A 26,029-nucleotide genomic window follows, 5' to 3' on the forward strand; every position below is an offset into this window, starting at 1 on the left:
ATGTTTTGTAGTACCTATTGAATTTGCTTTATAAAACGACATTCCCCGTCAACAAAATAAACATTAATATAAAACAAGTTGGTAATATTCCTCTGTGATCCGCCCTGTCTCCCTGCTCCTGTGGTTCTTTTTCTCTGATTCCTGACTCCCGACTCACTACTGTCCGGTAAAAATCAAATTACACTTTAGTATGGTTGATTTTTCTGGGTTTCGGTCTATAATTTCAATGGTTTTTTATTTCCAAGCCTATGGGGAAAAAAGTGACGGTGTATAAGTTTGAGGTATAATGAGCCTGCAGCGTTTTAATAATTCTTTTTCAGGCGATAGCAGGAACGTTTTCAGATGCATGTAGGTCATTAAATGTAATCTCACCATACAAGCCAGATTAGAGAAGGACATTCTGCATTTGGTACCTTTCTTTATTATCTTAAGCAAGAGGTCTGCAATAAGCACTGCCCATATTTGTATTTTGATTGCATTTTCGCTATCCCCTAAAAAGTATTTTAAAGGGAAATTCTGTTTGATGCGCTTGAACAAAAGCTCGATCTGCCAGCGTTTCTTATAGTAATTAGCCACACTTAATGGGGAGAGCCGCATGTTATTGGTTATGAACTCAAATAGCTTCCCTGTTTTGGGATCGATAAATCGCACCAGGCGAGCCGGTACCTTAAGTGCTGTTTTTTTATTATTATGCCCCAACACAATCCGGGTATCTGAAAGCACTCCTTCAGCCTTATGGTGCTCATCAAGTGGGTTTTCTTTGACCACTTCATATACCATTGCCGAGCGAAGGCGGGTTACCCAGGTAACCCCTTCATTGCTAAAGCGCAAGTAGCTGCTAAAGTTCGGATATCCCCTGTCAAAGACAATGACAGAACCTTTTGGCAGGTGCACTTCGCGCAAAAACCGGGTGTCATTTGCCGTGGCAGCACTATAGCGTATCATACAAGGTACATCCTGGTCGCTTCTTAACAGGGTATGCACTTTAATGCCTCCCTTACGTCTCCCGTTCAAATCTGGCAGTCCCACACCCTGCAGGGTCTCTTTGAATAAGGTAATGGTTGTGGCATCAAAAATATAAAGGTGCTTAGGGTGTTCACCTGACCTGCTGTCCGATAAAAAATGCCCATACCGCTGTAGTAACTCCATGTAAATCGATTCAAAGACTTCTGCCTTGCGCCTGGTGTTGGCATCAGAGATAGTGCTTCTGCGGGGATGATGCTTCATGCCCAAATGCCCAATCCTTTGTTCCCAGGCTAAAAGGCCAGTGCTTACTTCCCTTAAAGAGTTACATTGATTAAATACAGAGTAAAGAAGAGTTACAAGGTGCTCATATGTAGTGAAGCGCTTACAATAATAATCGGCCTTATGTTCATGCGCTATCCTTAATATCACTTGCTTGGGAAGAAAGGAAAGCACCTGGCAAAAGATCGGCTGTCCGGTAAAAAAAGTACCTTTATTCATTGGTAGTTTTGTTTGTGGTAAAATAAAAATACCAATTCAGGGAGGCTTCACGCCTCCTTTTTTTACCCAATTATTGATTTTTACCGGACAATAGTGCTCCCGACTACAGGCTCCTGACTCCCGACTATTTCTACCAATCCATCCCCTCCCTATATCCCCTCCCGATAGGAATAGATATCCCGCTGACCTCCACTTCTTCCGAGGTGTAAGAGTCGATCTTGCTAAGGGAAATAATATAGGAACGGTGGATGCGTTTAAACTGGGTTGGAGGTAGCAGATCTTCGATCTCGTGTGTGCTCATTTTAGAAAGGTATTCGCCTTTGGTAGTGACGATCTTTATGTATTCACGCTGGCTTTCTATATAGATGATATCCTGGAATAAGACCTTTACCTTTTTCTTTTGCACATTCAGAAAAAGATGGTCTTTTGTTGCCCTTGCTTCTTCGTTTCCAGGAATGGCAGTCTTTGCTGTTTTCACTTTTGTTACCGCCACCAGGAAGCGCTCAAAATCAAATGGCTTCAATAAATAATCAGTCACGTTCATTTCAAATCCTTCCACGGCATATTGATGATAGGCCGTGGTAATAATAATAGCAGGTGGATGGGTGAGCGTTTTTAGAAATGCCATACCTTTTAATTTAGGCAGGTGGATATCAAGGAAAATCAGATCTGCCTGGTGATCACGTAAATAATCAGTGGCCAGTATGGCATCTTTAAAGCTTCCATTGAGTTCAAGGAAGGGCACCTGGCTGATATAATCTGTCAATACTTTTACGGCTAGTGGCTCATCTTCAATAATGATGCATTTGATCTTAGACATGGCTGCCCAGGTTTATATTTAAGGTAGCAATAAACATGGAATCCTGGTGTTTAACTGAGAGATGGTATTCCTTATACTGCAATTCCAGTTGCCTCCTGAGGTTGGACAATCCAATATTTTCTTTGATGCCGTTTTCTGCTGTTGTTGCTTCCGTAGAATTCTTTACTATAAAAGATAACTGCCTTTGTTTCACGCTGAGATGAATATCAACAAAAGGCATTCCTCTTGTCTCAGATACACCGTGCTTGAATGCGTTTTCAACCAGTGGTACCAGGATCAGGGGTGGCACTGCCTGTTTCATGTCTTCCACATCGTAGTTGTAATTGATGCGCAATGATTCATCATACCGCAGTTTTTCCAGGGCTATGTAATCATTGATGATTCGTAATTCCTGTTCGATGGCTATATAATCTCCACTGGTTTCGTACAGCATAAACCGGAGCAGTTTAGACAGGCGCAGGATGGATTCCGGTGCCAGGTCAGATTTGTCTCTTGCTAATGAGTAGATATTGTTGAGGGTGTTGAAAAGGAAGTGCGGGTTGGTTTGCGATTTCAAATAATTCAACTCGGCCTGTTGTTTTTCAATGAGCAGTTGTTGGGAAGCCTGTTTGAGTTTACTGTAGTTATAGGCATGCCTGACCAGTCCAAAAAAGAAAACAGAGAAGATGCCATGCGGTGCGAAATAGGTCATTCCTTTTTCCATAGATGAAAAACTTTGCAATGCTGTGTATAGGCGCAGTAACAAGCCTATGCCCCTCCAGGCAAATAAGCCCACGGTGCAAAACATTAATAGCATCCATACAGTCACAATGCTGAGGATTATGGTGACAAGCAGGTATCTTCTTTTCTTTCTTAACCAGGGCAGCACATATTCGAAGAAGGTGAAATTGAGCAGGGTTAAATAGATTGCCAGCCAGACACTGTTTATAAAAATGGGGAGAAAAGATGCTGAAGAATTAGCGGTATCGATGATCAGCCACAACAGGAAGTACGCTACACCCACCCATATATAAAACTTCAGGCGGTTCAAATCTATCGATATACTCATGTAGTTGATTAGATGATAAATATCGGCAAAACTTTCTCGCAAGCTTACAGCATCTGCAGAATAACCCTTGGTGTATATGAACGAGCCATTGTAGTCAACGGGTCAATCAAACAACTAATTCATGTAGTCTGTTTACGTAGAGCTGTTGTTCATTGACACCAGGCTATAATGCATTCATCAATGGATTATTCTTGTATCAAATATTTAGCTATATGAAAAAGATACTTCTCCTCATCACTTCTGTTTGGCTGATCGCAATTATAGTGCATGCACAAAGTGCCGATGCTGGCAACTGGAAAACCTGGTTCGTTCAATCTGGCAAAGAATACCGGTTGGCGCCACCTGTATCCAGTAAGCAGGAGATAGCCCAGGTGCTTTCCTCACAACGGAATATGGATTCCGCTGTACTGCAGCAGGTATTGTTCTGGAATGCAGGATCCCCTGGCTTTCGCTGGGAAGAGATGATCTATAAATTATGGATGACCGATACCAGTGGCAACGGTGCGTTGGCCAACATGCTGGTGGGAACGGGAATCTATGATGCAACTGTAGCTGCATGGGATACCAAGTATGCTTACCAGCGTCCGCGCCCGTTTGTTGCTGATAACCGTGTTAAAGTATTTGCCGTGAAGCCCTCAAGTCCTTCCTATCCCTGTGAATACTCCGTAGCAGCAGGTGTGGGTGCTACTATCATTGCTCATTTCTTTCCTTCACTGGCAGATTCAGTGAACCATATGGCAGAGCAAGCCATGGCCTCACGTATTGCTGCAGGAACTGCCTGGCCCAGTGATACACATGCCGGTTTTGAACTGGGAAAGCGTATTGCTGAAAAGGAAATAGAGCATACCAAAGACTTTACCTGCAAGATCCCCTGGAATGGCAAGAGGCCTGGAGGTGCGGGCATATGGAAGGGCAAGCCCATGCTGCCACAGGCGGGTTTGAGTAAGACGGTTGTACTGGATAGCGCGAGCCAGTTTCGTCCGGGCCCTCCACCTGATTATGCAAAGGACATGGCGGAACTGAAGGCTTTCAAGCCTGGTTTCAGGTCCACAGCCAACGCTTTTTACTGGGCCAGCCAGGACTTCTGGTTTGAAGCACTGAATAAAAAGATCTTTGAGTACAACCTAAACCTGGATCCCCCGGCGGCAGCCCGGTTGTATGCCATCACAGCCATTGGTCAGTATGATGCTTTCACGGCTTGCTGGGATGCCAAGTATACGTATTGGGGTACCCGCCCGGATCAGTATGATACTACATTCCATCCTGTTTTGATATTTACGCCTCCCTTCCCGGGCTATCCTTCCGGTCATGCAGTAATAAGTGGCATGCAGGCAGCATTGTATTCTTATTTCTTCCCGGCAGAGGAAGCTTATTTCCAGAAGAAGGCAAAAGATGCAGCGGAGTCACGTTTCCAGGGAGGCATTCATTTCCGGACAGATAATGAAGTAGGCCTTGAATTGGGTAGAAAAGTGGCAAATGCTATGATACAGAAATTAAAAGCTGATGGTATTGATCATGTTGTGCCCTTGCTTCAACTGAAGGAGAATCAAAGGGTGGCTAAGGCGAAGTAGTAGCATGTTGTTTTATTTGTTGAAATAGTTAGCGAGTTCCTTGGATGATGAAGGAATAAATCAGTCCTCGTTTTTTTATAAAATTTATGGGTGCATTTGAAATTAGGATTGATTGAAAACATTAAACACTGATTTTTTGTCATCCTGAGGAACGAAGGATCTTTGAACTGCATTAAAGCGGCGTCAATGCTTTATAGAAACTATTACGCATGCATAGATTAGAAACGTTTTCTTTTTTTTGGTTTTAGGTCGTTGAGTCTTAAATGGTTTAAGGCTGCTTATGCTTTTACCACAGATTCCGCCTATGGCGGAATGACAAGGTCAAAGGGTAGTCAATTGCAGTCAGTAAAATATTCGGTGTGAACTATTCTTTTCTTCGTCGTATCAATCCTAAGACGTATAACCGCATTATCCATAGAACAAAATCCCCCTCTGGCAAGCTTACAATGTGCGGAGTGACCGAAGTCCCCCTTTGCAAAGGGGGAAAGTAGACAGTCTGCATATCGAACACGTGCTGAAGGGGGATTTTCTAACAGTAATGATTAACTCAATCAAAAGCGCATTACGAGGAATTGACATTATTGGAAAATCTAGTTCAATAGTATGAAATTGCCACGGCGCTCAGTGCACAAGGGCAGTGCTGCGCCTCGCAATGACTTATTCTTTTTGAAGAGTTCTTTTGAAAAGGTATTCTAATGAAAGAAAAACCATTTGGTGATCGTCTAGGCGCTGCAACTTGTCATCCTGCACCTGAAATCTCTTTGAAGTAAAGTTTCTTTCCGTCGAATGTGAATTTCCACCATAGTACATGTTCGCAAATTGAACTGTCATTCTCCGGGATCTCGTCTTCTGAAATATTTTTGCTCTTGTAGTCTTTGTTTGAATTTGTCCCTACTGTTAGTGTTACAAGATCATTTTCAACGTTAATTCCATAGAAATAATAACATGGTTCAACTTTGATGATGGCTTCATACTCTAAACTATCCTTCTGTAATAGGTTGTCAAGGTTTAGCTTTTTAAACAGTTGGTTTAATTGGTTAATCTGCAAACTTTCTGCAATGCCAGGATAAGACCGGATGAACATAGGCCTTGTCACCTTACTACCATTTTTGTCAAGTTGTTCGTTAAAGGTGCTGTCGTCAATATAAATACCAAAGGCCTCATTAGATATTGGGAAACTAAATAGGTCTGCAATTTTACCTTTTTCATTAGATGCAAAAGCGGCTTGAAGTCTCTTTAGTTCTTTAATTAAATTTTGTCGCTCGTTTTTAGTGGATGTTGTGTCACCATGCTGGTTTAGAGTTGTGTTGGTTAAAACATTAGTCTTGCCAGTATTAATACATGAAAGTAATACGCCAAATAATGTCAAGAGAATTAAGGACTGTCTCATAAAGCTTTAGTATAGCCGGATGTTTAATTTAATTGAGCCAATACCTGTTTGGCTGTTCATTGTTTACTTTTTCGCTTATAGTGTAGTTGTGTCAATCCTGTTTCAAATGTTTTTACCGTAATGAATTCAAGAGTTTGCTCAGGTCTTCCGTCCTGAAAAAGCCTAATTCCATCACCCAATAAAACCGGTATAATAGAAATTATAAACTCGTCTACCAGGTCGTGTTTTAATAGTTCATTTATAACTTCTGCACCACCATCACAATAAATATTTTTTCCTTCTTCAGCCTTCAATCGTTCAACCAGTTGGGCCAGGTTTCCTGTATAGAAAGTCGTTCTACCAACCTGCGGTCTTTCATTTCTGGTGATGACATACACATCCCGCTGCCCGTTGTCATAATGAGATGCGCCGATTTCTTTAAGCACATAATCATAGGTTTTTCTGCCAATAATTAATGTGTCAATTGTGTTTGTAAATTCGGTATAACCATAGTCTTCGCATTCCTTTTCAACGAGTTTTAAGAAGCTAAGATCGTCATCGGGTTTTGCTATGTAGCCGTCTAAACTTGTTGCAATGAAAAGAGATAATTTTCGCATTTGTTTTGAATTTTATTGATTCTGCAAATTTCTTTAGGACAACAGTTTGCCCTTTGTAAAAATGGGACAATTTAAAGCAGTGATGGTGAAAGTCCCGTGTTCTGCCCGATCTCCGCTATTGCAAAAAGCCACTGTTAGGGCAGTACTATTCGGTTTTTTTGAACTTTATTGTTTTAATTGCCTGAAGAAAAAGTCGTTGGTTCTCTGGTTTCATGTTTTCACCACTTAGTTCAAATCGGTCCTTTCCAAACTTTGTTGTCCACAGGCTATCGATATATACTCCTGTGATGCCTATTCCCGACTTTCGTGGATATACAATTTTTGCTTCCCTACCATCGACAGAATCCCAGAGTAAGTTTTGCTTTTTATACTGGTCCAGTTCCTTTGCCTGTCTGTAATCGTCCACCAGTATCAGATCAGTACTGTCGGAATATCCACGATTCTTGAAGTCTTCCCTTGAAAAATGATTGGGTCACGCTCAGATAAAGGGTTAGAAAAATGTCCTAAATCAAAGCTAAGGGTGTCCGAACTATCAATGATGATGTTGCTTACATAGGAATCTATCCCTTGGGCAGTTGACTTCCGCCAAGAGTCAGGAACAACAATTGTAAAAGTACCAAAATCTAGAGTCTTGAATGCTTGCTGCTGACTATGTCCGGCACATGACGTTTGTGTCAGTATGAACATATGAGTCGCCAGCCAGTCTTTGTCCATAGCTTTCTTCGAATAGTTCAAAAGCAGCTCTTTTTCGATGGTTCCCCGGTAGTATACCGAATTGCTATCTGTTCGAAACGGCACCCCGTAAAAAGCAAATACTTTTTTGATCCCTTCCTTATGTTGCGGTGTCAAAGAGTCTTGACGCTCAACAAACTGTTCACCGTCGAAATAGGTGGGCACATATCGATTGTATCTGTCCCGGCAAGAACAGAGAAACACGCTTATAATTATCGTACTTAGGACTGTCTGCATACGCTTGCGCACATACTTGCGAATATTTTGTAGTACTTATTAAAGTATTACAACAAATCAATATTCTCCAACAAAATAATCATTTATAATAGTAGATGCTTATAACTGGTGTTGCGTGATCATCTTCCGTATTATGGATACCTGGCCTAAATGGTAATAACTGTGTTCAATAACGCCTTCTATATTGCGTAAGTAGCTTCCATATTTTTCATCTACAAAGGGTTGATCAAAGATGGCATCTTCCATCTGTGCCACTTTACTGGCGAAGGTTTCTGCATTGCGGAGAAAGGTACTGACTAGATGGTTCCAGTCCTGCTCTGTTTTAATTTCCGGAAGGTCAAAACTGTACTTATCACTGATCTCAAGTTTGCCGCCATTGAAAACGTTCAGCAGTCCCTCCATATAATAGTTGATGTGGAAGGTGAGTGCTGCAATGGTATTCAAATTGTCAACTTTTTGAATGGCTTGTTTCCAATTGATGCTTTGTAATTGCTCCTTATAATTGGTATTGGCGATCCAGTGACCATCGAGGAGCACTTCGCGTAGGCGGGAAGCAAGGGTGGTATTTCTGTTCGGCATGGTTCTGTAATGATTGATTTTCCTTGTTAATGATGAACTTTGCTTCAGTATCCCCAGGAAGCCATTAAATACAATTAGCTTCCAGCAATTGGGCTAAAAACATTTTTGACTTATTACTCTCATATTTAAAACCTCCTAAAGTTAGCCCATAACCAAAGAGAAGCATAAGTAACACAAAGAAAATCGCAGGTTCGAACTTTTTGTGGACAAGCATCTTGATGAAGACCGCTATTAATGCTAAAGTAACTCCGCTCATCCAAACCAGCATGAAACCTGCAACAACAGAATGCAATTTCATTTTTACATGGATGCGACTTCCTTCATTTTCCCTATAAACCTGTCCTTTAATAATTGGCAGAAAAGAATTGCGATACTGTATTATTCTTGAAACTTCGAATGTGTTATGGACGATATATCCTTCATAGGGCCTTGTTGTGTTTGTATTACTACGAAATATGTCCCGGCTTCGGGGGATAATATTGTTTTGCAACAGTGAAACAACCTGATGAGGTGTCAATTTGGTTGTTAGGTAATAGTTCTCATATGGAATGAGGTTCATATTATAATCTTGATATTATAATTCTTATGGGCCACCCGGGGGTCTTCCTGCCTGGGTTTGTGTAGGGAGATCCCGGGAATTTTCCAGATCGTGCTCAAATTTAACCCCGGGGTCTCTCTGGCTTTCGCACAAAAGATATAGGAGAGACGCCGGGCGGAAATCTGAATTGAGGAAAATGCGACTCTCAAAGAAAGAGCTTGCCAACCGTTTAATTTACTTTTTTAAGTTTTTCAATATTTTCTCTTGCCTGTCTTTTCACTTGTTCGTCCCCATATTTGGCAGCCAACTCATAATATTTTATTGCATTGATTTTGTCGCCTTTAAGTTTATACCCTTGCGCAATATTATTTAATACAATGAAATCCTTTGGGTCTAGTTGTTCAGCATGTTTTAAATATTGAATAGCCTTATCATACTGCTTTGTCAACATCAATGCTACAGATGTAGTTGATAATATCTCAACTTCGTTTGGGTAATATTTTAAAGTTGTTTCTCCTATTTCGATCATATTTGGTAGTAAGTTGTCGTCCTCTGTGTCGTAAAGTTCTTTCAGATATGATTGAATGGTTTCTAAAAAGAAAGCCGTACCATTTTCCTGTTTTATGTTCTCTGTCCACAGCCAATTGTTTTTGTTTGTTTGAGAATACTCCACAGTTTTAATTATTTCTTTTGTGAAATTTTCAAAGTCGCCAATTTGCTGAAGCAAATAGCACTTGCCAAACCTGATGTCTAACCTGTTAGGAAATTTGTCTATGCCTTTGTTGGCATATTTTATGGCTTCATTCAATTTGTTATTGTCATAGCCAATATTTGAATTTATATAGCCCGCGACTTTTCCTGTGCTATCGGTTAACTGATAACTCTCTTCGCTTCTTTGTTGTTTATCAAGGGAAACCTCTTCCTGCTTTGAAATAGAGAAATAATAATTGTGCAGAAGTATACAGTTCAAGATCATTGGGATTCGCTCTTTCCCATTCGGTTAGTAAAGTCCTTATTTTGGCTGTGTCATTGGCTTTGAATAATTTTTTGAACGTCTCATAGTTTGCCTGGCCAAATACAGAGTTTGAGATAAGTGCGAGAATTATTATTGCAATTGTCTTTTGCATAGGGGATATTGTAACTGTCAAAGGTGAAAAGATAATAAAATGCTAGAATGAGTGCAAATGACGTGATTACCTCCGATGAGTCCCGCGATGGATATCTTAAACTGTTAGTTACTGCTGCGGTGACTCATCGGGAAAGGCATTTGCAACCTTTTGTTATATGCTGGCTGATAACTTTCTATAAATACCTACTTTTTATTGCGCTTCAGCGATTGCTTTATTAAACTCATTATGTACTCAATGTCTTCGTCCGTCTTTAATGATATTTCGTAATCGCCATTTCCCCAATGTCCAATTTCACTGACGTCTCTTGCGATATTCTTTGGGTCATCTAAGGTGTTTTTTGATAGATTAAGCCAAAGTTTCAACCCGTTACGCTGGATATGAATATCGACTACATTTGAACTTGCCACAAATGCAACATATTTTTTCTTTGGCTTTACTTCCAAATTATCAAGATTAAGTATAGAGAGTTTTACTTTCTCATAAAGCTCCTTAGTCTCATCAGTTGCAACGTCAAGATGTTCTTGTTCGGTGTAAACTTTTATCTCTCTACTGACTGTTTCAATTGTTTCATCTTGTCTGGATATTGTCTTAACGCTTTCCTTAGCGCCAGCTGTTTGAATTTTTATTATGTTAACTGTATAATTATTGAACCGTTTTATCTCCCACAGTTCGATGGGAAGATCTTTGAAGTTTATCGCTTCGCGTTGATAAGAAGTAAAAGACGGCGAAATGAAAATGACCTTCGATTGGCTCCAATCTACATCATCTCTTTTTAGAGTGTCTAAACAATTTTCATTGTATTCCAGAATGAAGTCTGCTTTGTTATTTAGCATTAACGATAAATAGGCATAGCCTTGGTCAATGACACTGAAATTTTTGTCCCTTTTGTATTCAATTATAACGAATGACTTCTGATCTTTGTCAAAACCTAATGTATCAATTCTAAAATTGTTGATACCAAATTCTGAACGGACATATTCGAACCCAAAAACGAGTTTTAGATTGTCTTCAATGAGCTTTTGAATTTCTCTTTCTAATTTAAAGTCCGCTTCTTTAATTAAAGTTAGTTTTCCTTTGTCGTTTATGTCAAATAGTGCCATTGGGATAGTTAGTTGTCAAAAGGTTGCTTGTAATGCGAATATTTGCGAATCTTTTGTGGTACATATTGAATTTGCTCGCGAACTCGAGGTATAGCTAACAAATTAAACATTAATAATATAAAACAAGCATGTATCAACGCAGTTTTATAAAAATGAACAAAAAAGGACTATTATTTAGTAACAAACTGCATGGCCTCAGAGAAAGTAGTTACCCAATACTCTTCGGGATGTGCCTTTAAATATTCCAGGAATGTTCTGTGCGTTTCGCTGGAGATCTTAAAAATTTGGCTGCCAACACCATGAAACTGGTACACACCCATGCCATGACTCTTTTTGACTTTTTCCGCGAAAGAGATCAATTGATCGAGGGTTGTTCCTGTCCATACATGCCAGGAAGGTACATTCAATGGATCCAGGTGTTTGAAATCTGTAATTACACTATTGCTGTCACCACCTCCCCTGGCAAATCTGATTAAGCCTTTGTCATGAACCAGCTTTACATAATCGTGGCCCTGGATCAAATTGTTGTTGCAGGGAAAAGCGAAGGAGCGTTTTTTTCTTTTTGGATCGAGTAGGGTAAGGAGTGCGTTTTGTGTGCTGATCTCCTTTAAGATCCTGTCTATGGTATAATTTTCAATGGAAACAGTGCTATCCCAACCCAGGTTTTTGGGACAGGGATGAAACAAAGTATGGTTGCCCAGTTCATGCCCATGCTTTGCTGCATTGGTCCAGCCCAAAACAGCTTCAGGCGTTTGTCCTATGACGTCAGATGGTGAAGATCCCTGGATGGCATTGAGGAAGAATGTAGCTTTTAGGCCCAGGCTGTCCAACTGCGGGATGCCGGTTGTAAGCTGTGATTCCAGGCCATCATCATAGGTAAGGCAGATGATTGCTTTATGAGCATTGTTTGTCTTTTTTGTTTGCGCGGATGTTGACAGAGAAAGGAAAGAAGCAAGTAATAGACCGGTCAAAAGCTTGAGGTGCATTTGGAAGTGTTAACTTGTTATACATATAATTTACGATAATTTCCTCCAGGCATTGCATAATCATTTCAAAGGCATGTAATCTTCTAATTAATAATGAACTTAATAGTAGATGAAATGATCAATAATCATTATGCTTCAGAAATAAATTAGTTGGAGATGTGAAAAAATTAAGTGTAGATTTATACAAGCAAGTTTTTTCCTGATAAATTATAAGCTACCTATTACTCTCTGACAACCTTTCTATTTGATCCAACTCTTTCGTGTTCATTAATAATGCTAGTGTCTTTTCATTTCCAATCCCTGTTATCACTGTTTTTGATCCATTAAAAATTAATTGCCTGGTTAAGGTAATGTCGTTTTGGCCTCTTTCATGCGAGAAATGATTGGTGGGGAGCCTCTCTATGTTTAAAGCTGTAAAGTGTTTTTTATTTTCTAATCAACAAATACTACATGTTTATGAAAAGGATCATTTACCTAGCATTATTCAGTGCACCTCTATTGTTTTGTTTTCAAAGCTCTGGACAATCAACAGACGTTCTTCTCCGAATAGATAATATTCAAGGGGAGTCTTTGAAGGCAGGGCATGCAAATGAGATCGATGTTTTTTCTTATTCCAATGGGATAAGCAGTTGTAACCAGGTATCCAGTGGAAGCACCAAAACTTCTACCTGCAAGGCAATTGCTAGTGAGTTGAATTTTATGATATCCCTGGATAAGTCAAACGTGCAATTAAAAAACGCTATCACTTCCGGAAAGATCATTCCAAGTGCAGATGTAACTTTTATCACTTCGGGTGCTACACCTTTTGTTTACTATAGAATACACCTCGAAAACATTAATATAGTCTCAGTCCAGGAAAGTGGTTCCAGCGAAAGACCTATCGTTTCAGTGAGCCTTGCTTTTTCAAGGATTGCCTGGCAATATACCATGCAGGATCCCAATACAGTAGGACCTGGAGAGGTCTCTAAAGGGGGATGGGATTTTGTAGGAGCTAAAGCTTTTAATTACTACTGAGAACATTCATGAACATTAAAAAATTGAGAACATGAAAGCGTATAAAATTTTTGGTGTGATCATGGTTTTGCTTGGCAGTTCTCCTTTGTGGGCACAGCTTACCCTGGTGAAGAATGGTGCCGGGCATTTTAAATATGCCCTGAAACAGCCTCCTTCTATCATTGTTTCTGCAGCCAGCAAAATAAAGGTGGCTTCCATTCCTGCCATCAGTAAACCAAAACCCGCAGGTTTAGACCTGGAGGGTCAAATGCAAATGCTGAGAGAACAGTGTACTTTATTGAGAGAACCTTCGCCTACACTTCATTTAACTGGTGAACGCCGCAATACGGCCCTGGTGGGATTGCAATGGAAAGCTACCAATGGCATCAACAATGAAGAATTTATTGTGGAACGATCACTGTCAGATAGCATGCATTTTGAAGTGATCAATAATGTATGGGCTAACAGCATTTCCGGATTTAGCGATACTTATCGATTGCCGGATAATAATGACTACGATAATATCTCTTATTACCGTTTGCGGCTAGTGCTGAGAACTGGAAAATACCTTTATTCCAACATAGCTGAAGTCAAGGGTTATGACAATCATTCGTTCTTTGTCTACCCTAACCCGGCCCTATCTCAGGTTTCTGTCAATTTCCTGTCAAAGGAGCAGGGCACAGGTATGATCAGGATTCATGATGCGGCAGGCCGATTGGTTGGGCAACAAAGCATAGTAGTGCAGGAGGGCATGAATTTGCAAAATATCAGTATCAGCAGGTTGATACAAGGAAATTATTCCATGCAGTTGAATGTCGCTGATCAAACTTATGGCGTTTCAAAGTTCATAAAAGTGGACCGGTATTGATTGGGTATTCCTTGATTAAGAGAACCGAAAGATAATAAGGCCGGGGACTCCGCTAATGTGTGAAGCTCCCGGCCTTTTTTTATTGCAACGCTGATGACAAAACTTAAAAACGTATCAAGGTGGAAAATAAAATCCGCGAGTCAATTTTCCTGTGAGGGAAATGAAACACCGCGGAGAAAGAATGGACCTAATCAATAAAAGAACTGCTCCAAAACGATCTGTCCGTCCTGCACTTCATAGAGCATGACCTGGTCCATTTTCATTCTGCCAATGCCTTTCACTGTGATATCTGCTACCCGTCCAACTGCAAAAAAATTACCACCTATTACTGGCTCAGTGGTGTGACCGCCATGAAAAGCTTCGATCAGTTTCACCCAGTCCTCTCCTTTTTTTCGAACGGCCGCCTTTCCTTCCGCATTGTGAAGGTATTTTGCTGTGGAGGGCTCTATGCTCCTCACATGATCGGCAAATAACTCGTCCTGTATCTCGAACCATTTTTCCTGGCTGGCCAGCTCATTGAATCTTGCTGCAACTTCCTGTGTGGTCATTGTTGCTGTATCGTTTTCCATTTTGATTGATTTAATTATTGATGGCTTCAGCCTTCTCATTTATCTTTTTATCCGGCGCTCCTGTGCCTGTGGTTATAAGGCTTAACAGGCTTTGCTGCACATACTGGCTCCATCCTTTCTGGCAGGCACTGTAACATTCCACACCGGGAACCAGCCCGATATGTGTGAATAGTACCTGGGTTTTATCACCCTGCCTGGTAATTTCAAAACTGATCCGGGTGCCCGTCCACTCTTCCTTGTGCTGCAAAAAATATAACTGGCTCTCTGTTACCAGCCAAACGATCTTTTGGTTGGGGACCAGTTCCACTAATCTTTGTTTGGAATAGTGCATGTCTTTGTAGCGGTAAATGAATTCATCATTTAATTGCCCGGTGTTGCCTTCAATGTTTTCAGACCACCATCCGCGAACGTTCCTGATAGCATTAAAAGCTACCTCGGGCGATTGGTCAACCAGCAGTGTAAAACTTAAATCGGGTGTATTCATTTCATTATTATTTAAGTGAAGAAAAAGGAAGACAACAAAGCTATTGTCTAAATATGGGTACTACGGGGTGTTAAATGGACTTTCTCATGGGTTGATCCGGACAAAGAGGATGGTTACCTTTAAACATTGAAAACAGGGAGTATGAAACATTTGACCATTGTTGTTCCTGATGGGGATGGCAACAATCTAAGTAGCATTGTGGGGGCGTACAAGATATTTTCGAGAGCTAATGCTTACTGGAAACAATCGGGCAGGAATGAGCTGTTTACCATTGACCTGGCGGGCATATCCAACAAGGTTGACTTCTATAACGGCCTGTTTACTGTAACGCCAAATAAAGAGATCCAGGATATATCCAAAACAGATCTTATCATCATTCCTTCCTTAAATCATAATTACGAACAGGCTGTTAAGGCAAATGGCCAACTCATTGAATGGATAGAGCAACAGTATAAAAATGGTGCAGAGATTGCCAGCATTTGTACGGGTGCTTTTTTGCTGGCATCTTCAGGCTTACTGGATGGAAGGACCTGTTCCACGCACTGGGCGGCTGCCGATACTTTCAGAATACTGTTTCCCAAGGTGGATCTGCAGGCTGACAGGCTGATCACGGATGAAAACGGGATCTATACTAACGGCGGCGCCTACTCTTTCCTGAACCTGGTGATCTACCTGGTAGAGAAATATTTTGACAGGCAGACAGCGATCTATTGTTCCAAGGTATTCCAGATTGAAATGGACCGGGAAAGCCAGTCGGCATTTACCATATTTACCGGGCAGAAGCAGCATGGGGATGAAATGGTGAAAGAGGCGCAGGCGTATATTGAAACCAATATGCAGGAAAAGATATCCGTAGAGCATTTGTCAGCCAGGTTTGCTGTGGGCCGGCGCAATTTTGACCGCAGGTTTATCAAGGCTACAGGTAATACGCCGGTGGAATATTTACAAAGGGTGAAAATAGAATCCGCAAAGAAAGCATTGGAGACCAGCCGGAAGACCATCAACGAGGTGATGTATGAAGTGGGCTATGCTGATGTGAAAGCATTTCGCGAAGTGTTTAGAAAAGTTACGGGGATGTCTCCATTGGAATACAGAAGGCGGTATAATAAAGAGGCGGTGGTTTGATGTTGTTCGATCTATTCTTCATAAACCAGTTTTTGTTTAAGAAGCTTCAATAAGTTCACTTTATCATTGATATCATTTAGTTTCCATTCGTCCTTTTCACGCAAAAAAGAACAGATCACTTTAAAACTGGATTTATCAACTATTAACTCATTTGATATTGATGAATGGTCCCTGGGACAGATGATATATCCCGAGATGTAGGCAGTATAACTATCACATGTGTTATCTAGTTTGTCTTCTACTCCAATAATATGAGTATCCGTTATTTCAATAGGGTTAACAACCTCATAATTGGTTACACCAGGGACAAGATTTTCCTGGAAGAATTCTTTGTAAAAAGATTGGGTAAGAAAATTGGGAACTACAGAGAAATCTCTTTCTATAAGAGCATCATAAAATTGATAAAATGCAAGGCGGGCTCTGTTCTTTAAATAATATAAATCCCATGCAGCATCTCTTTTTACTGCTTTTTCAATTATTGCTGCGGTTTTTCTTTCTTTAAAAAGGAGTAAGGATAAGAAAAGGCCTGATGATGTACCAAGTGCAATAGAAACATAATTAATTACCGAGTTATAAGTATTTAAAAAATTAGCAGTTTCTACCAGCACAGGCTCTTCATTAGCTAAGCTATGCAGCAGGTAAGGGATGACAAAGAGAAAAAAGGAAAATACGAATACACTGTATAAATATTTCTTCATGGGTAGAAATTCAAAAGAATGTAAGTTCTCTAATTTATTATAAGTTTTAAAGGATTCAAATAAAAGGTGCCATGGAACTAAATGATCTTTCTCTTCCCCGATGATTTACTGCAACAGTAGTTTTCCTTCGGAATCTCTCCCTGGGGATTTATCGGTTTTGATAAGATAGCAAAGGAAGAAAAAGGGAAAGGGACGTTATTATCTCCGATGAGTCCCACGCAGGATTTTATACGGTGTTAGCCACTACTGTGGTGACTCATCGGGAAAGGAAAGAAGTTATAATAAGGAAGTCAGTGGTTTGATGCGATTTCAGGGCTTGAAGAAAGGAATTAAACAATAAATATCGATACTTAAAAACGCTACAAGCAGCACCCAAAATACAGTACTCTTAAAATGAGTTCACTGTCCGCCCGGGGTCTTCCCTGCAAGGCATTGTGTTTGGGGAGACCCCGGGAATTTTCCTGATAAAGCATCCTTGAAGTGCACTTTCTTTCCCGATGAGTCACCGCAGCAGAAGCATGCCTTCTCAATCTCTCCCGCGGGACTCATCGGTTTTGTTTATCCCACTCGCTTTCTTCCAGTTCCAGCAGCAATCCCATAAACTCCCGGTAATCCCGTAGCAATTTATTGTTTCTGTTTCCCTTTTCATAGAAAGCCGCAGAACTATGAGCATAGTCATACGTGTTTTTACATAACCCCCACCTCCCGACACATGGATTCTGATGCATGTAATTTAGCTTTTGCAGGATGAATTTTTCTGTTCTGCATTCTTTTACATCAAAACTGCCCTGCCACAGTTGATGAAGTTTGCCTTTTTTACGCTCAGCATCTACTACACCCTGGGTAAGAATAGCAAGTGTTTCCTTCTCATTTCGCGCCTGCAAATTTTTTATGATCTCGTAACCTATGAATCGCTTAAGATTGCCGATCACTGTATTTAAAGACTTATTATCACTTGCAAAGAATAATAAAAGGTGCACATGGTTTGGCATAATAGTATAACCGACTACCTGGTGGCCTTTTTGGTTAAGATGAGAAAGGAAATAATAGACTACATCATAGGCATTTGTTTTACCAATCAAGTGTAGCCATTTGTAACAGGTGAACGTTATAAAATAAATGCCTGGTCTGGCTACGGGTTTGTGTACAGCCATGGGGTGATAAGATAGTAAATTGGAAGAAAGAGTGCAAGTGACGGTTCTCCGATGAGTCCCTCGCAGGATTACCTAAGATGTTAGCCACTGCTGCGGTGACTCATCGGGAAAGGCAGGTGCGAAGAATGGGTTAGTTTCATTGTTTGACATATGAGGCATTTTGAATGATCACCAATTCAAAAGCTTGTTAATACTGTTCTCCAGTCTTGCCTTCGCCAGGAAATTCTTTTCCAATTCCAAATTAAATGGAACTGCAGTATCCAATGAGGCGCAACGCATAACAGGTGCATCCAGCCAGGAGAAACAATGCTCTGCGATCCAGGCGCCCAACTCTCCTCCAATACCACCAGTGAGGGTGTCTTCATGTAGGATCAGTACTTTGCCCGTGCGTTTTACAGAGGCGGCAATAGCATCGTAATCAAGTGGCAATAAACTGCGGAGGTCAAGGATGTCTATAGATACATGCGTATTCTCCATAGCGTAATCTTCCGCCCAGTGAACACCTGCGCCATAAGTGATGATAGATAGATCATCACCGGTTTGCACCTGGCGGGCCTTGCCAATTTCTATTTCATAATATACTTCGGGTACTGGTCCGCTGATGCTGCGGTACAATCCTTTGTGCTCGAAGTACATGACCGGGTTGGGATCATTGATGGCGGCTATGAGCAATCCTTTGGCATCGGATGGGGTAGATGGATATACTACTTTTAGTCCTGGTGTATGCACAAACCAGGCTTCATTGCTCTGGCTGTGAAAAGGACCAGCCCCTACGCCGCCACCTGTAGGCATACGTATCACCACATCAGCGTTTTGCCCCCAGCGGTAGTAGATCTTAGCCAGGTTATTAACGATTTGGTTGAAGCCTACAGCCGCAAAATCGGCAAACTGCATTTCCATCATGGACTTGAAGCCTTCGAGGCTCAAGCCTAACGCAGCGCCAACAATAGCGCTTTCACAAAGGGGTGTGTTGCGTACACGCTCCTTTCCAAACTGCTGCACAAAGCCTTCAGTGATCTTAAAGGCACCGCCATATTCCGCTATATCTTGTCCCATTAAAATAAGGTTGGGATGCTGCTCCATGGATTGCTGCAGTCCTTCTTTAATGGCATCTATCAAACGTATTTCCCTTGTAGTATCTAATGTTGCAGGATGATTGATGGCTGATACACGGGGCGCATATACATCTTTCAATTCAATGTCAGTGGACACAACAATAGGAGGCGAATTAAAACCTTTTTGCAGTTCTTCTTCTATGGTCTTTTTTTGATCAGCACGGATAGAACTCACCTCAGTTTCTGTCAATAGCTTTTCTTTCACCAGCCATTGCTCATAATTTTTAATAGGATCTTTCACTTCCCATGCTTCGAACAATTCTTTGGGAACGTACTTGGTGCCACTGGCTTCTTCATGGCCGCGCATACGGAAGGTGAGGCATTCGATCAAATAAGGCTTCTGGTTTTTGATGCAGTATTCCCGCACGCCTTTAATGGTATCGTAAACTGTGAGCACATTGTTGCCATCGATGATGACCGATTCCATGCCATAACCTTTAGCCCTGTCGGCGAGACTGGCGCATCGGTATTGCTCCTGCACGGGTGTACTTAAACCATAGCCATTATTCTCTATCAGGAAGATAACGGGCAGGTCCCAGACAGCTGCCGTATTCAATGCTTCATGGAAGTCGCCTTCGCTGGTGCCACCATCTCCTGTAAAGGCCAGGGATACCTTGTTCTCTTTTTTAAGTTTTGCCGCAAGTGCTACGCCATCGGCAATAGCCAATTGAGGACCAAGGTGGGAGATCATGCCGCAGATATGGTGCTCGCGACTTCCAAAATGAAAGCTTCTTTCCCGCCCTTTTGAATAACCATCGCTGCTACCCTGCCATTGTTTGAACAATTTATGCAGCGGCATGTTGCGGGCGGTGAATACCCCAAGGTTGCGGTGCAGGGGCATGATCCATTCATCAGTTTCCAAAGCCATGGTAGCGCCAACGGCAATGGCTTCCTGGCCAATGCCACTAAACCATTTAGAGATCTTTCCCTGGCGAAGCAACACGAGCATCTTCTCTTCAATGAGCCTTGGCCAGAGTAGTTGCTTATAAAGATGCAGCAGTTCTTCGTTAGTGAGTCCTTTGCGGTGAAAGTTCATGAATACATATTATTATTAGTCCCTGTCCCCAACAAAGGCGTTCAGGATATAGCTTACCACGGTCACGATCAGGCTAACCAGCAATGCTGAAAACCAGCCATCAACCGTGAAGCCTGAAACAAGACTTGCCGCCCATTTGACCATGAGTGCATTGATCACCAGCAGGAACAACCCTAAGGTAATAAGTGTGATAGGTATGGTAAGTATGACCAGTATCGGTTTAATAAATGTGTTGAGCAAAGCCAGTACCAAGGCTACTATAATGGTTGTTTTTACATCGGTAATGTTGACGCCCGGTAAGAGGTAGGCGGCCAGGTAAACAGCTACAGCTGTGATCAGTACTTTAATGATAAAACCCATAAGAGTTCATTTTTCTCAAAAATAGAACAGTTTGTAGTTTGTAGTGTGTAGTTTCTTAGGTGTAGATGCCTAAAGGATACAACCATATTTAGTGGTGAAATAAAAAAACCCTGGAGGCCAGGGTTTATGTAAGTGGGCTTTTAATCGATTATTTGAGAAGATAGATACCGGTGCGGTTGATGCCTGCCAATAGCTTTCCGTCCGGGGCAAGGGCGATGGCATACACAGGTTTTTTAGGAAGCCCCGTGCCAATAGCGGTCCAGGACTTGCCATTGTCAGCAGAACGGAAAATTTCACCTTCTGCTCCCGCATAAAGTACCCCGTTAGCTGCTGCAAAAAGAGCAGTAACAGCTTTGCCTTCCAACCCGGCAGCTTTCCAGTTGTTGCCATTGTCAGTGGACAGGAACACACCTTTTTGCGCAGTGCCAATACCTGTAAACAAATTGTTTTTTGAAACAGCAAGGGATTGCATGTAGCCCAGCCTTACAATACCATTATGTGCAGGCTTGTTCCAGGTCTTACCCTTATCAGTAGAATAACGAACACCAAGGTCGGTAAGGGCATAGACAGTTTTGTCATTCTGAACAAGTTGTGAAACTGAAACCATCTTGCTGGTAATCAGGTCCAGCGGTATGCCATTGTTGGAAGGTTGCCAGCTTTTGCCTTTATTATCAGACAGGTACACGCCGCTCTCCATTGTTCCTTTCAGGATATTGTTGCCTGCAGCCAGCATGGCATAGCTGCTCCTGGGTCCACCCTTGTTCAATCCTTCACTGTATAATTTCCAACTGTCTCCATTGTCTTCCGACACCAGCACACCATACCGGCTTAGACCTGCGTAGATGGTGCCTGAAGCATCCATGGCCAGGCTGAAAACCGCTGCTTTGTCATCCGGGTTGATATTGGCAGGTTTCCAGGTGTTGCCCTTATCGTCTGAAATATAAGGACCAGCTGAAGTGCCGGCAACCAGGCGGCCTTTTTTGGTGGTAACAAAGGCACTCACGGTTTCATCTTTATCGTTCAGGGCTACCGGAGTCCATTGTGTACCCAAATTTTCTGTAATGAGCGCTGATTCAGTGTTTTCAGTATTTACAGAGGAGCTATCTGCATTGCTGCAAAAAACTAGTGTGGCAGAAATAGAGATAAATGCGAGGCATAAAAAGGATGTCTTCAGCATGGTACAGTACTGTTTATAGTTTATGGTTTTTTGTTTCTGGTTCTTAAGGTCAAAGACTCTTATGAAACGCAGTCATAAATATATTACAGGTAATGATAAATTGTTACTGTATTTCAAACAAATTTGAAACAGTACTGTTTTTGGTTTTATGGTTTTTTGTTTCTGGTTCGTTAGGTGAATCATTCCTATGGAACGCAGGCATAAATATATTACAGGGATTGATCACTGTTACTTTATGTCAAAACAAATTCGAGGGAAGGTTTGATCAACTCAACGTATCACACCTGAACCTTAAAACTTCACACTACATAATTGTCAACTTTTCAACCTGTTAACTTTTCAACTTCTCCCCCTACACCACCACAAGCTCATAAAATTGCTCCGGTTGCAGGTATTTGTTAGCAAGTTGTTGCAATTCTTCTGCGGAAACAGTTTTGATCGTTTCAATTTGTTTATAAAAATGATCTTCGGGAAGGTCATTCAGGATGATGGTTTTCCAGCGGTTGATGATGTGGAAGGGTCCATCAAGGTCTCCAAGAATAGAGCCGATCATATAGTTGCGTACCAGCAGTAATTCGTCTTCTTCAACTATCTCGTTGCGTAACTCTTCCATCTCTTTGTACACTTCCACTATCGTGGCTTCACATACATCCCTGCCGGCCTCTGTGCTGATCACCCAGGCACTTTCCTGGATATGGTTTTCCAGGTAGCTGTAAATGCCATAGGTATATCCTTTTTCTTCCCGGATATTGCTCATCAGCCGGGAGCCAAAGAAACCTCCGAATACATTATTCAGCACCTGTGCTTTTGTAAAATCGGGGTGATGACGGTTAGGGAAATTAGATCCCATGCGTATGGCGCCCTGTACACCTTGTGGATCGTTGGTAACCCGGTATTTTTTTTCTTCCGCCTGCACTGATGGAATAAGCGGGACTGTTACAGTGCTGTTTTTCAGATCACCGAAATGTTGATTCAAAAGCGAGAATAAATTGGATGGCAGCTTACCTGCGGCAAAAAGCAGGAACTTGCCATCGCGGTAATACTGCTGGTAAAAGTTCAGCACTTCTTCACGGGTAAGGCTGTCAAAATCTTCAAAGCGGCTGAAGCGTCCATAGGGATGCTCGGGGCCATATAGGTAAGTATCAATCAGTCGACCGGCCACAAAATCACTTTTCTTCAGGTTCACATTCAGGCGCTGCTTCATATTCTGCTTGTAAATGCTGATCTCTTCTTCAGGAAAGATGGCATCTACCAGCATTTCTCTCACTACCGGTAACAGCACTTCAAGGTGTTTTGCCAGGCAATGGAGGGTGATGACAGCAGTTTCATTAAAACAATTCCGGTTCAGGTAAGAGCCGTAATATTCAAAATGCTCATTGACCTGGAAAGCGTTTTTGGTGGAGGTGCCATTCTTTAATAAAAAATTGGTACTGGCAGCTACCAGGTTATGCTTTTCAAAAGAGTTGCCCGCATAATACACCCATTCCAATTGCAATACTTCTTCTGCCCCGGCATTCACTGCATATACCGGAACTCCATTATTGAGCGTGTGCTTCTCAAAAGGCTTTAAACTTAAATTGAATTCTATAGCATCTTTTATGGGAGGAGCAATGGTTCTGTTTAACATGTATCTTTTGTTTTATTGCTGACATGGCATTAAGGTTGCCAGCGGCCAGTTATGAGGCTAATGCTTATGCCGGTTTAATTATACCTTGGATCTATAATATAAAGTGCTGCTATTCACTTCTCTGAAGATCTTTTGAGATTCCTCTTTTATATCTTCCACTGTGACAGCATTGTAGCGGTCCAGCTCTGTATTCATCAATGAGGCATCACCCAACAGTTCATAAAAGGCAAGGCTGTTTGCCCTGTTCATGACACTCATGTCTTCAAATGCGATCATGCTTTCTGTTTTATTCTTCACTTTTTCCAACTCGGCTTCTGTGACTTTTTCATTCCTGATCTTTTCCAGTTCCACTTCAATAGCAGCTTCGGCATCTTCCATCTTCACACCCTTCACCAACTTGCCTTCAATGGCCAGTAAACCAGCATCAAGTGTGCCGAAATGATAGCATTCAATATTGCTGAACAACTGTTTTTCTTTTACCAGGGCCTGGTATAAGCGTGAAGAACCACCGCCACCCAGTATCTCCGTGATAAGGTCTGAAACATAATACCGATGGTCTAACCGCGGGTATATGTGCCAGCATTTATATAAGGCATCCAATGGTACATTGGCAAAGACCTCGAGCTTTTTAGCCGTAGTTTGGGCTGGTTCCGATGGCAAATTCCGCTGGTATTTTTCACCTGCCTCAATAGGACCAAACCATTTTTCTGCCAAGGCACGTACCTGGTCTACCGTAACATTCCCGGCAACAACAAGTATGGCATTATTGGGACGGTAGAATTTAAAAAAGAAATTCTTTACATCCTGGAGTTGGGCATTTTCAATATGAGAAAGTTCTTTTCCAATGGTCATCCATCTATATGGGTGCACCTGGTAAGCCAATTCGCGCAATTTCAACCAAACATCACCGTAAGGCTTGTTCAGGTAATGTTCTTTGAACTCTTCACTCACTACTTTGCGCTGCACTTCAAGGCTGTTCTCGGTAAAGCCCAGGGAAAGCATGCGGTCGCTTTCAAGCCAGAAAGCTGTTTCCAGGTTTTCTGATGGCAGCTGTATATAGTAGTTGGTAAGGTCATTGGTAGTATAGGCATTGTTTTCACCTCCTGCCATTTGCAGGGGCTCATCATATACAGGTATATTCACAGATCCACCAAACATAAGGTGCTCAAAGAGGTGGGCAAAACCTGTTTGACCGGGATCTTCGTCCCTTGCCCCCACATCGTACATCACATTGACAACAGCCATGGGAGTAGAAGTATCCTGGTGAACGATGACCCTTAATCCATTTTCGAGATTGAACCTTTCAAATTGAACCACGTACTAATATTTTAAGTGAACAGACAAATGTATAGGTTAAGCCTTTGTGCTTATTACAAAGGGTTGCAAAAGTATTTAAAAGATGCCAATAGGATGCTGATAGTGGCATTGTGCCCTTGTTTAGAGGATGCTTTTGACTTTTAAACTGTATTCGAATACATCTGGCCCTCTTTGAATGATCATTTTCAGCTTATCCCCTGCATTTTGAATCGCCAGCTTATATTGCTGAATGCTCTGGTTAAAATTCCTGTCGATGGCTATAACAATATCTCCTTCTTTCAAGCCTACCGCTTCGGCGGGTGATCCTTTTGCCACATCGCCAATAACTATATGACCATTTTCATAGAAGAGCTCCATTCCGGTGTAGGAATAATCAAAAGGTTCATTATAATGGCTATTAGGTAACAGGTATATATCCCTGTGATCATAATTGAGAATGATATTGAAACGACGCAGCAGGTCATTGCCCAGGATACCACCCAGGTAAGGATAGGAGGTAACATTGTACGTGTCATCGAAAATATAGACGGGCACATTGCGGAAGCGGTAAGGGCCTATCTTGACCTCCTTGATCACTGAAAGCTGCATATCAATCTTGCCGCCGAGGCCTTCTGCTTGCTTTGTAAAGAATTTTCTTTTTTTACGCATAAATGCGCTGTCCTTTATAAAATCACTGGTCAGCATCATGTTCAGGCCGGCTCCCATATCAAAAAGGAAACGGCTGGTAATGGTTCTTTCATCCTTAATACGCAGTGACTGCACCGGGAGCATATTGATCTGGGGCCTTAACAGGTAGCCCCCGCGTGGATATTTTAGGGAGCCTCTCGACCAGAATTCGATCTTATTACTGTCATAATCAATTTTCAGTATATAACGACTCAGCACAGCATACCCAATGATCCCATCAATTCTTTCTCCATACACGCTGGTAAGGATTGAATAGTCATTGACATGGAATTCGAGGCTGTCAATACTGAGATCGGGAAGTTTTAACACCTGGTCATGAACAAAGCTCACCTGGCGTATGCCTGCAATACCCCTGATGGTTCTATTTGAAGGCACGGGTTTAAGCCCGAAGTATTGAACAGTGACGGAATCAAGGGAAATGCCGCCGCTTCCGCTGTCAAGGATAAAGTTAAGTGTGTCAGGAAAGGGTTCCAGGCGGGCCCTTAACAGGATTACACCCCCGGTAAGCTGTGTGAAACCGCAACTGGACAAATAACGGGAAGGTGCTATGAACTCCTCCTGGGCAATAGAAGAATAGGTGGATGCTAGAAGCAGTATAAGCGTTATGGTTCTCTTCATTCCTTTAGAA

Annotated in this window: 26 protein-coding genes; 4 read left to right on the forward strand and 22 right to left on the reverse strand. The window is 41.7% G+C overall.

Annotated features, from left to right (window positions below):
• Positions 1 to 246: 246 nt before the first annotated feature.
• The 3 genes from BUA53_RS07815 to BUA53_RS07825 form a co-directional block, all read right to left on the reverse strand.
• Complete coding sequence (locus BUA53_RS07815; RefSeq protein WP_072834802.1) at positions 247 to 1,464, reverse strand: IS4 family transposase; 1,218 nt, start codon at positions 1,462 to 1,464, stop codon at positions 247 to 249.
• A gap of 130 nt (positions 1,465 to 1,594) precedes the next feature.
• Entirely contained in the window at positions 1,595 to 2,284 is a 690-nt protein-coding gene (locus BUA53_RS07820) for a LytR/AlgR family response regulator transcription factor (protein ID WP_072834803.1), read from the reverse strand.
• The gene (locus BUA53_RS07825; protein WP_072834804.1) at positions 2,277 to 3,332 is read right to left on the reverse strand and encodes a sensor histidine kinase; all 1,056 of its coding nucleotides are present in this window, start codon (positions 3,330 to 3,332) and stop codon (positions 2,277 to 2,279) included. Before BUA53_RS07825 ends, BUA53_RS07820 begins: the two co-directional genes overlap by 8 nt.
• Before the next feature lie 212 nt (positions 3,333 to 3,544).
• On the opposite strand from BUA53_RS07825, the gene BUA53_RS07830 reads away from it, so the two are divergent.
• Positions 3,545 to 4,903 (forward strand): phosphatase PAP2 family protein, encoded by a 1,359-nt coding sequence (locus BUA53_RS07830; protein ID WP_072834805.1) that lies wholly within the window; start codon positions 3,545 to 3,547, stop codon positions 4,901 to 4,903.
• Positions 4,904 to 5,642: 739 nt separating this feature from the next.
• Here BUA53_RS07830 and BUA53_RS07835 read toward each other — a convergent pair.
• The 9 genes from BUA53_RS07835 to BUA53_RS07875 form a co-directional block, all read right to left on the reverse strand.
• Positions 5,643 to 6,293, reverse strand: coding sequence for a hypothetical protein (locus tag BUA53_RS07835; RefSeq protein WP_072834806.1), 651 nt, complete (start codon positions 6,291 to 6,293; stop codon positions 5,643 to 5,645).
• Between the two features lie 56 nt (positions 6,294 to 6,349).
• Positions 6,350 to 6,889: a dihydrofolate reductase family protein gene (locus tag BUA53_RS07840; RefSeq protein ID WP_072834807.1), complete on the reverse strand. Its 540-nt coding sequence runs from the start codon at positions 6,887 to 6,889 to the stop codon at positions 6,350 to 6,352.
• 145 nt (positions 6,890 to 7,034) lie between these two features.
• The gene (locus BUA53_RS07845) at positions 7,035 to 7,295 is read right to left on the reverse strand and encodes a hypothetical protein (RefSeq protein ID WP_072834808.1); all 261 of its coding nucleotides are present in this window, start codon (positions 7,293 to 7,295) and stop codon (positions 7,035 to 7,037) included.
• A gap of 5 nt (positions 7,296 to 7,300) precedes the next feature.
• The gene (locus BUA53_RS07850) at positions 7,301 to 7,786 is read right to left on the reverse strand and encodes a hypothetical protein (protein ID WP_139256375.1); all 486 of its coding nucleotides are present in this window, start codon (positions 7,784 to 7,786) and stop codon (positions 7,301 to 7,303) included.
• Between the two features lie 171 nt (positions 7,787 to 7,957).
• On the reverse strand, positions 7,958 to 8,437 hold the full coding sequence (locus tag BUA53_RS07855; protein ID WP_072834810.1) for a DUF1572 domain-containing protein: 480 nt from the start codon (positions 8,435 to 8,437) through the stop codon (positions 7,958 to 7,960).
• A gap of 64 nt (positions 8,438 to 8,501) precedes the next feature.
• Positions 8,502 to 8,954, reverse strand: coding sequence for a hypothetical protein (locus tag BUA53_RS07860; protein WP_139256376.1), 453 nt, complete (start codon positions 8,952 to 8,954; stop codon positions 8,502 to 8,504).
• A gap of 250 nt (positions 8,955 to 9,204) precedes the next feature.
• Positions 9,205 to 9,951, reverse strand: coding sequence for a tetratricopeptide repeat protein (locus BUA53_RS07865; RefSeq protein ID WP_084079895.1), 747 nt, complete (start codon positions 9,949 to 9,951; stop codon positions 9,205 to 9,207).
• A 336-nt stretch (positions 9,952 to 10,287) separates the two neighbouring features.
• Positions 10,288 to 11,205 (reverse strand): DUF5655 domain-containing protein, encoded by a 918-nt coding sequence (locus BUA53_RS07870; protein WP_072834812.1) that lies wholly within the window; start codon positions 11,203 to 11,205, stop codon positions 10,288 to 10,290.
• Between the two features lie 170 nt (positions 11,206 to 11,375).
• Positions 11,376 to 12,191, reverse strand: a complete 816-nt coding sequence (locus BUA53_RS07875; protein WP_072834813.1) for a polysaccharide deacetylase family protein — start codon at positions 12,189 to 12,191, stop codon at positions 11,376 to 11,378.
• Positions 12,192 to 12,647: 456 nt separating this feature from the next.
• Between BUA53_RS07875 and BUA53_RS07880 the strand changes: the two genes are divergently transcribed.
• Positions 12,648 to 13,205, forward strand: coding sequence for an Hcp family type VI secretion system effector (locus BUA53_RS07880; RefSeq protein WP_175546037.1), 558 nt, complete (start codon positions 12,648 to 12,650; stop codon positions 13,203 to 13,205).
• Positions 13,206 to 13,236: 31 nt separating this feature from the next.
• Complete coding sequence (locus BUA53_RS07885; RefSeq protein ID WP_072834815.1) at positions 13,237 to 14,052, forward strand: T9SS type A sorting domain-containing protein; 816 nt, start codon at positions 13,237 to 13,239, stop codon at positions 14,050 to 14,052.
• Between the two features lie 191 nt (positions 14,053 to 14,243).
• Here the strand turns inward: BUA53_RS07885 and BUA53_RS07890 are convergent, their stop codons facing one another.
• Positions 14,244 to 14,621, reverse strand: coding sequence for a SnoaL-like domain-containing protein (locus tag BUA53_RS07890; RefSeq protein WP_072834816.1), 378 nt, complete (start codon positions 14,619 to 14,621; stop codon positions 14,244 to 14,246).
• Positions 14,622 to 14,631: 10 nt separating this feature from the next.
• Positions 14,632 to 15,105, reverse strand: a complete 474-nt coding sequence (locus BUA53_RS07895; RefSeq protein WP_072834817.1) for an SRPBCC family protein — start codon at positions 15,103 to 15,105, stop codon at positions 14,632 to 14,634.
• Between the two features lie 141 nt (positions 15,106 to 15,246).
• Between BUA53_RS07895 and BUA53_RS07900 the strand changes: the two genes are divergently transcribed.
• Complete coding sequence (locus tag BUA53_RS07900) at positions 15,247 to 16,230, forward strand: GlxA family transcriptional regulator (RefSeq protein ID WP_072834818.1); 984 nt, start codon at positions 15,247 to 15,249, stop codon at positions 16,228 to 16,230.
• An 11-nt stretch (positions 16,231 to 16,241) separates the two neighbouring features.
• Here BUA53_RS07900 and BUA53_RS07905 read toward each other — a convergent pair whose 3' ends face one another.
• From BUA53_RS07905 to BUA53_RS07945, 8 genes are all read right to left on the reverse strand, one after another.
• Positions 16,242 to 16,928, reverse strand: a complete 687-nt coding sequence (locus BUA53_RS07905) for a hypothetical protein (RefSeq protein ID WP_072834819.1) — start codon at positions 16,926 to 16,928, stop codon at positions 16,242 to 16,244.
• Positions 16,929 to 17,473: 545 nt separating this feature from the next.
• Positions 17,474 to 18,082 (reverse strand): transposase, encoded by a 609-nt coding sequence (locus tag BUA53_RS07910; RefSeq protein WP_072834820.1) that lies wholly within the window; start codon positions 18,080 to 18,082, stop codon positions 17,474 to 17,476.
• 168 nt (positions 18,083 to 18,250) lie between these two features.
• A complete protein-coding gene (locus tag BUA53_RS07915) occupies positions 18,251 to 20,233 on the reverse strand; it encodes an alpha-ketoacid dehydrogenase subunit alpha/beta (RefSeq protein WP_072834821.1) in 1,983 nt (660 codons plus the stop codon).
• Between the two features lie 15 nt (positions 20,234 to 20,248).
• Entirely contained in the window at positions 20,249 to 20,593 is a 345-nt protein-coding gene (locus tag BUA53_RS07920) for a phage holin family protein (protein ID WP_072834822.1), read from the reverse strand.
• Between the two features lie 148 nt (positions 20,594 to 20,741).
• On the reverse strand, positions 20,742 to 21,770 hold the full coding sequence (locus tag BUA53_RS07925) for a WD40/YVTN/BNR-like repeat-containing protein (RefSeq protein WP_072834823.1): 1,029 nt from the start codon (positions 21,768 to 21,770) through the stop codon (positions 20,742 to 20,744).
• Between the two features lie 352 nt (positions 21,771 to 22,122).
• Entirely contained in the window at positions 22,123 to 23,397 is a 1,275-nt protein-coding gene (locus BUA53_RS07935) for a M16 family metallopeptidase (RefSeq protein WP_072834825.1), read from the reverse strand.
• A 78-nt stretch (positions 23,398 to 23,475) separates the two neighbouring features.
• A complete protein-coding gene (locus BUA53_RS07940) occupies positions 23,476 to 24,714 on the reverse strand; it encodes a M16 family metallopeptidase (RefSeq protein WP_072834826.1) in 1,239 nt (412 codons plus the stop codon).
• Between the two features lie 120 nt (positions 24,715 to 24,834).
• Positions 24,835 to 26,019, reverse strand: a complete 1,185-nt coding sequence (locus tag BUA53_RS07945; RefSeq protein WP_072834827.1) for an aspartyl protease family protein — start codon at positions 26,017 to 26,019, stop codon at positions 24,835 to 24,837.
• Positions 26,020 to 26,029 lie beyond the last annotated feature (10 nt).

The sequence above is a fragment of the Flavisolibacter ginsengisoli DSM 18119 genome, assembly GCF_900129295.1.
Classification (GTDB): Bacteria; Bacteroidota; Bacteroidia; order Chitinophagales; family Chitinophagaceae; genus Flavisolibacter; species Flavisolibacter ginsengisoli.

Coding starts and splice junctions, on each gene's coding strand:
- BUA53_RS07820 (WP_072834803.1), bottom strand. CDS start 2,284: ATGTCTAAGATCAAATGCATCATTATTGAAGATGAGCCACTAGCCGTA.
- BUA53_RS07835 (WP_072834806.1), bottom strand. CDS start 6,293: ATGAGACAGTCCTTAATTCTCTTGACATTATTTGGCGTATTACTTTCA.
- BUA53_RS07825 (WP_072834804.1), bottom strand. CDS start 3,332: ATGAGTATATCGATAGATTTGAACCGCCTGAAGTTTTATATATGGGTG.
- BUA53_RS07905 (WP_072834819.1), bottom strand. CDS start 16,928: ATGAAGAAATATTTATACAGTGTATTCGTATTTTCCTTTTTTCTCTTT.
- BUA53_RS07890 (WP_072834816.1), bottom strand. CDS start 14,621: ATGGAAAACGATACAGCAACAATGACCACACAGGAAGTTGCAGCAAGA.
- BUA53_RS07925 (WP_072834823.1), bottom strand. CDS start 21,770: ATGCTGAAGACATCCTTTTTATGCCTCGCATTTATCTCTATTTCTGCC.
- BUA53_RS07855 (WP_072834810.1), bottom strand. CDS start 8,437: ATGCCGAACAGAAATACCACCCTTGCTTCCCGCCTACGCGAAGTGCTC.
- BUA53_RS07875 (WP_072834813.1), bottom strand. CDS start 12,191: ATGCACCTCAAGCTTTTGACCGGTCTATTACTTGCTTCTTTCCTTTCT.
- BUA53_RS07910 (WP_072834820.1), bottom strand. CDS start 18,082: ATGGCTGTACACAAACCCGTAGCCAGACCAGGCATTTATTTTATAACG.
- BUA53_RS07885 (WP_072834815.1), top strand. CDS start 13,237: ATGAAAGCGTATAAAATTTTTGGTGTGATCATGGTTTTGCTTGGCAGT.
- BUA53_RS07900 (WP_072834818.1), top strand. CDS start 15,247: ATGAAACATTTGACCATTGTTGTTCCTGATGGGGATGGCAACAATCTA.
- BUA53_RS07815 (WP_072834802.1), bottom strand. CDS start 1,464: ATGAATAAAGGTACTTTTTTTACCGGACAGCCGATCTTTTGCCAGGTG.
- BUA53_RS07865 (WP_084079895.1), bottom strand. CDS start 9,951: ATGATCTTGAACTGTATACTTCTGCACAATTATTATTTCTCTATTTCA.
- BUA53_RS07920 (WP_072834822.1), bottom strand. CDS start 20,593: ATGGGTTTTATCATTAAAGTACTGATCACAGCTGTAGCTGTTTACCTG.
- BUA53_RS07870 (WP_072834812.1), bottom strand. CDS start 11,205: ATGGCACTATTTGACATAAACGACAAAGGAAAACTAACTTTAATTAAA.
- BUA53_RS07915 (WP_072834821.1), bottom strand. CDS start 20,233: ATGAACTTTCACCGCAAAGGACTCACTAACGAAGAACTGCTGCATCTT.
- BUA53_RS07840 (WP_072834807.1), bottom strand. CDS start 6,889: ATGCGAAAATTATCTCTTTTCATTGCAACAAGTTTAGACGGCTACATA.
- BUA53_RS07880 (WP_175546037.1), top strand. CDS start 12,648: ATGAAAAGGATCATTTACCTAGCATTATTCAGTGCACCTCTATTGTTT.
- BUA53_RS07895 (WP_072834817.1), bottom strand. CDS start 15,105: ATGAATACACCCGATTTAAGTTTTACACTGCTGGTTGACCAATCGCCC.
- BUA53_RS07935 (WP_072834825.1), bottom strand. CDS start 23,397: ATGTTAAACAGAACCATTGCTCCTCCCATAAAAGATGCTATAGAATTC.
- BUA53_RS07830 (WP_072834805.1), top strand. CDS start 3,545: ATGAAAAAGATACTTCTCCTCATCACTTCTGTTTGGCTGATCGCAATT.
- BUA53_RS07945 (WP_072834827.1), bottom strand. CDS start 26,019: ATGAAGAGAACCATAACGCTTATACTGCTTCTAGCATCCACCTATTCT.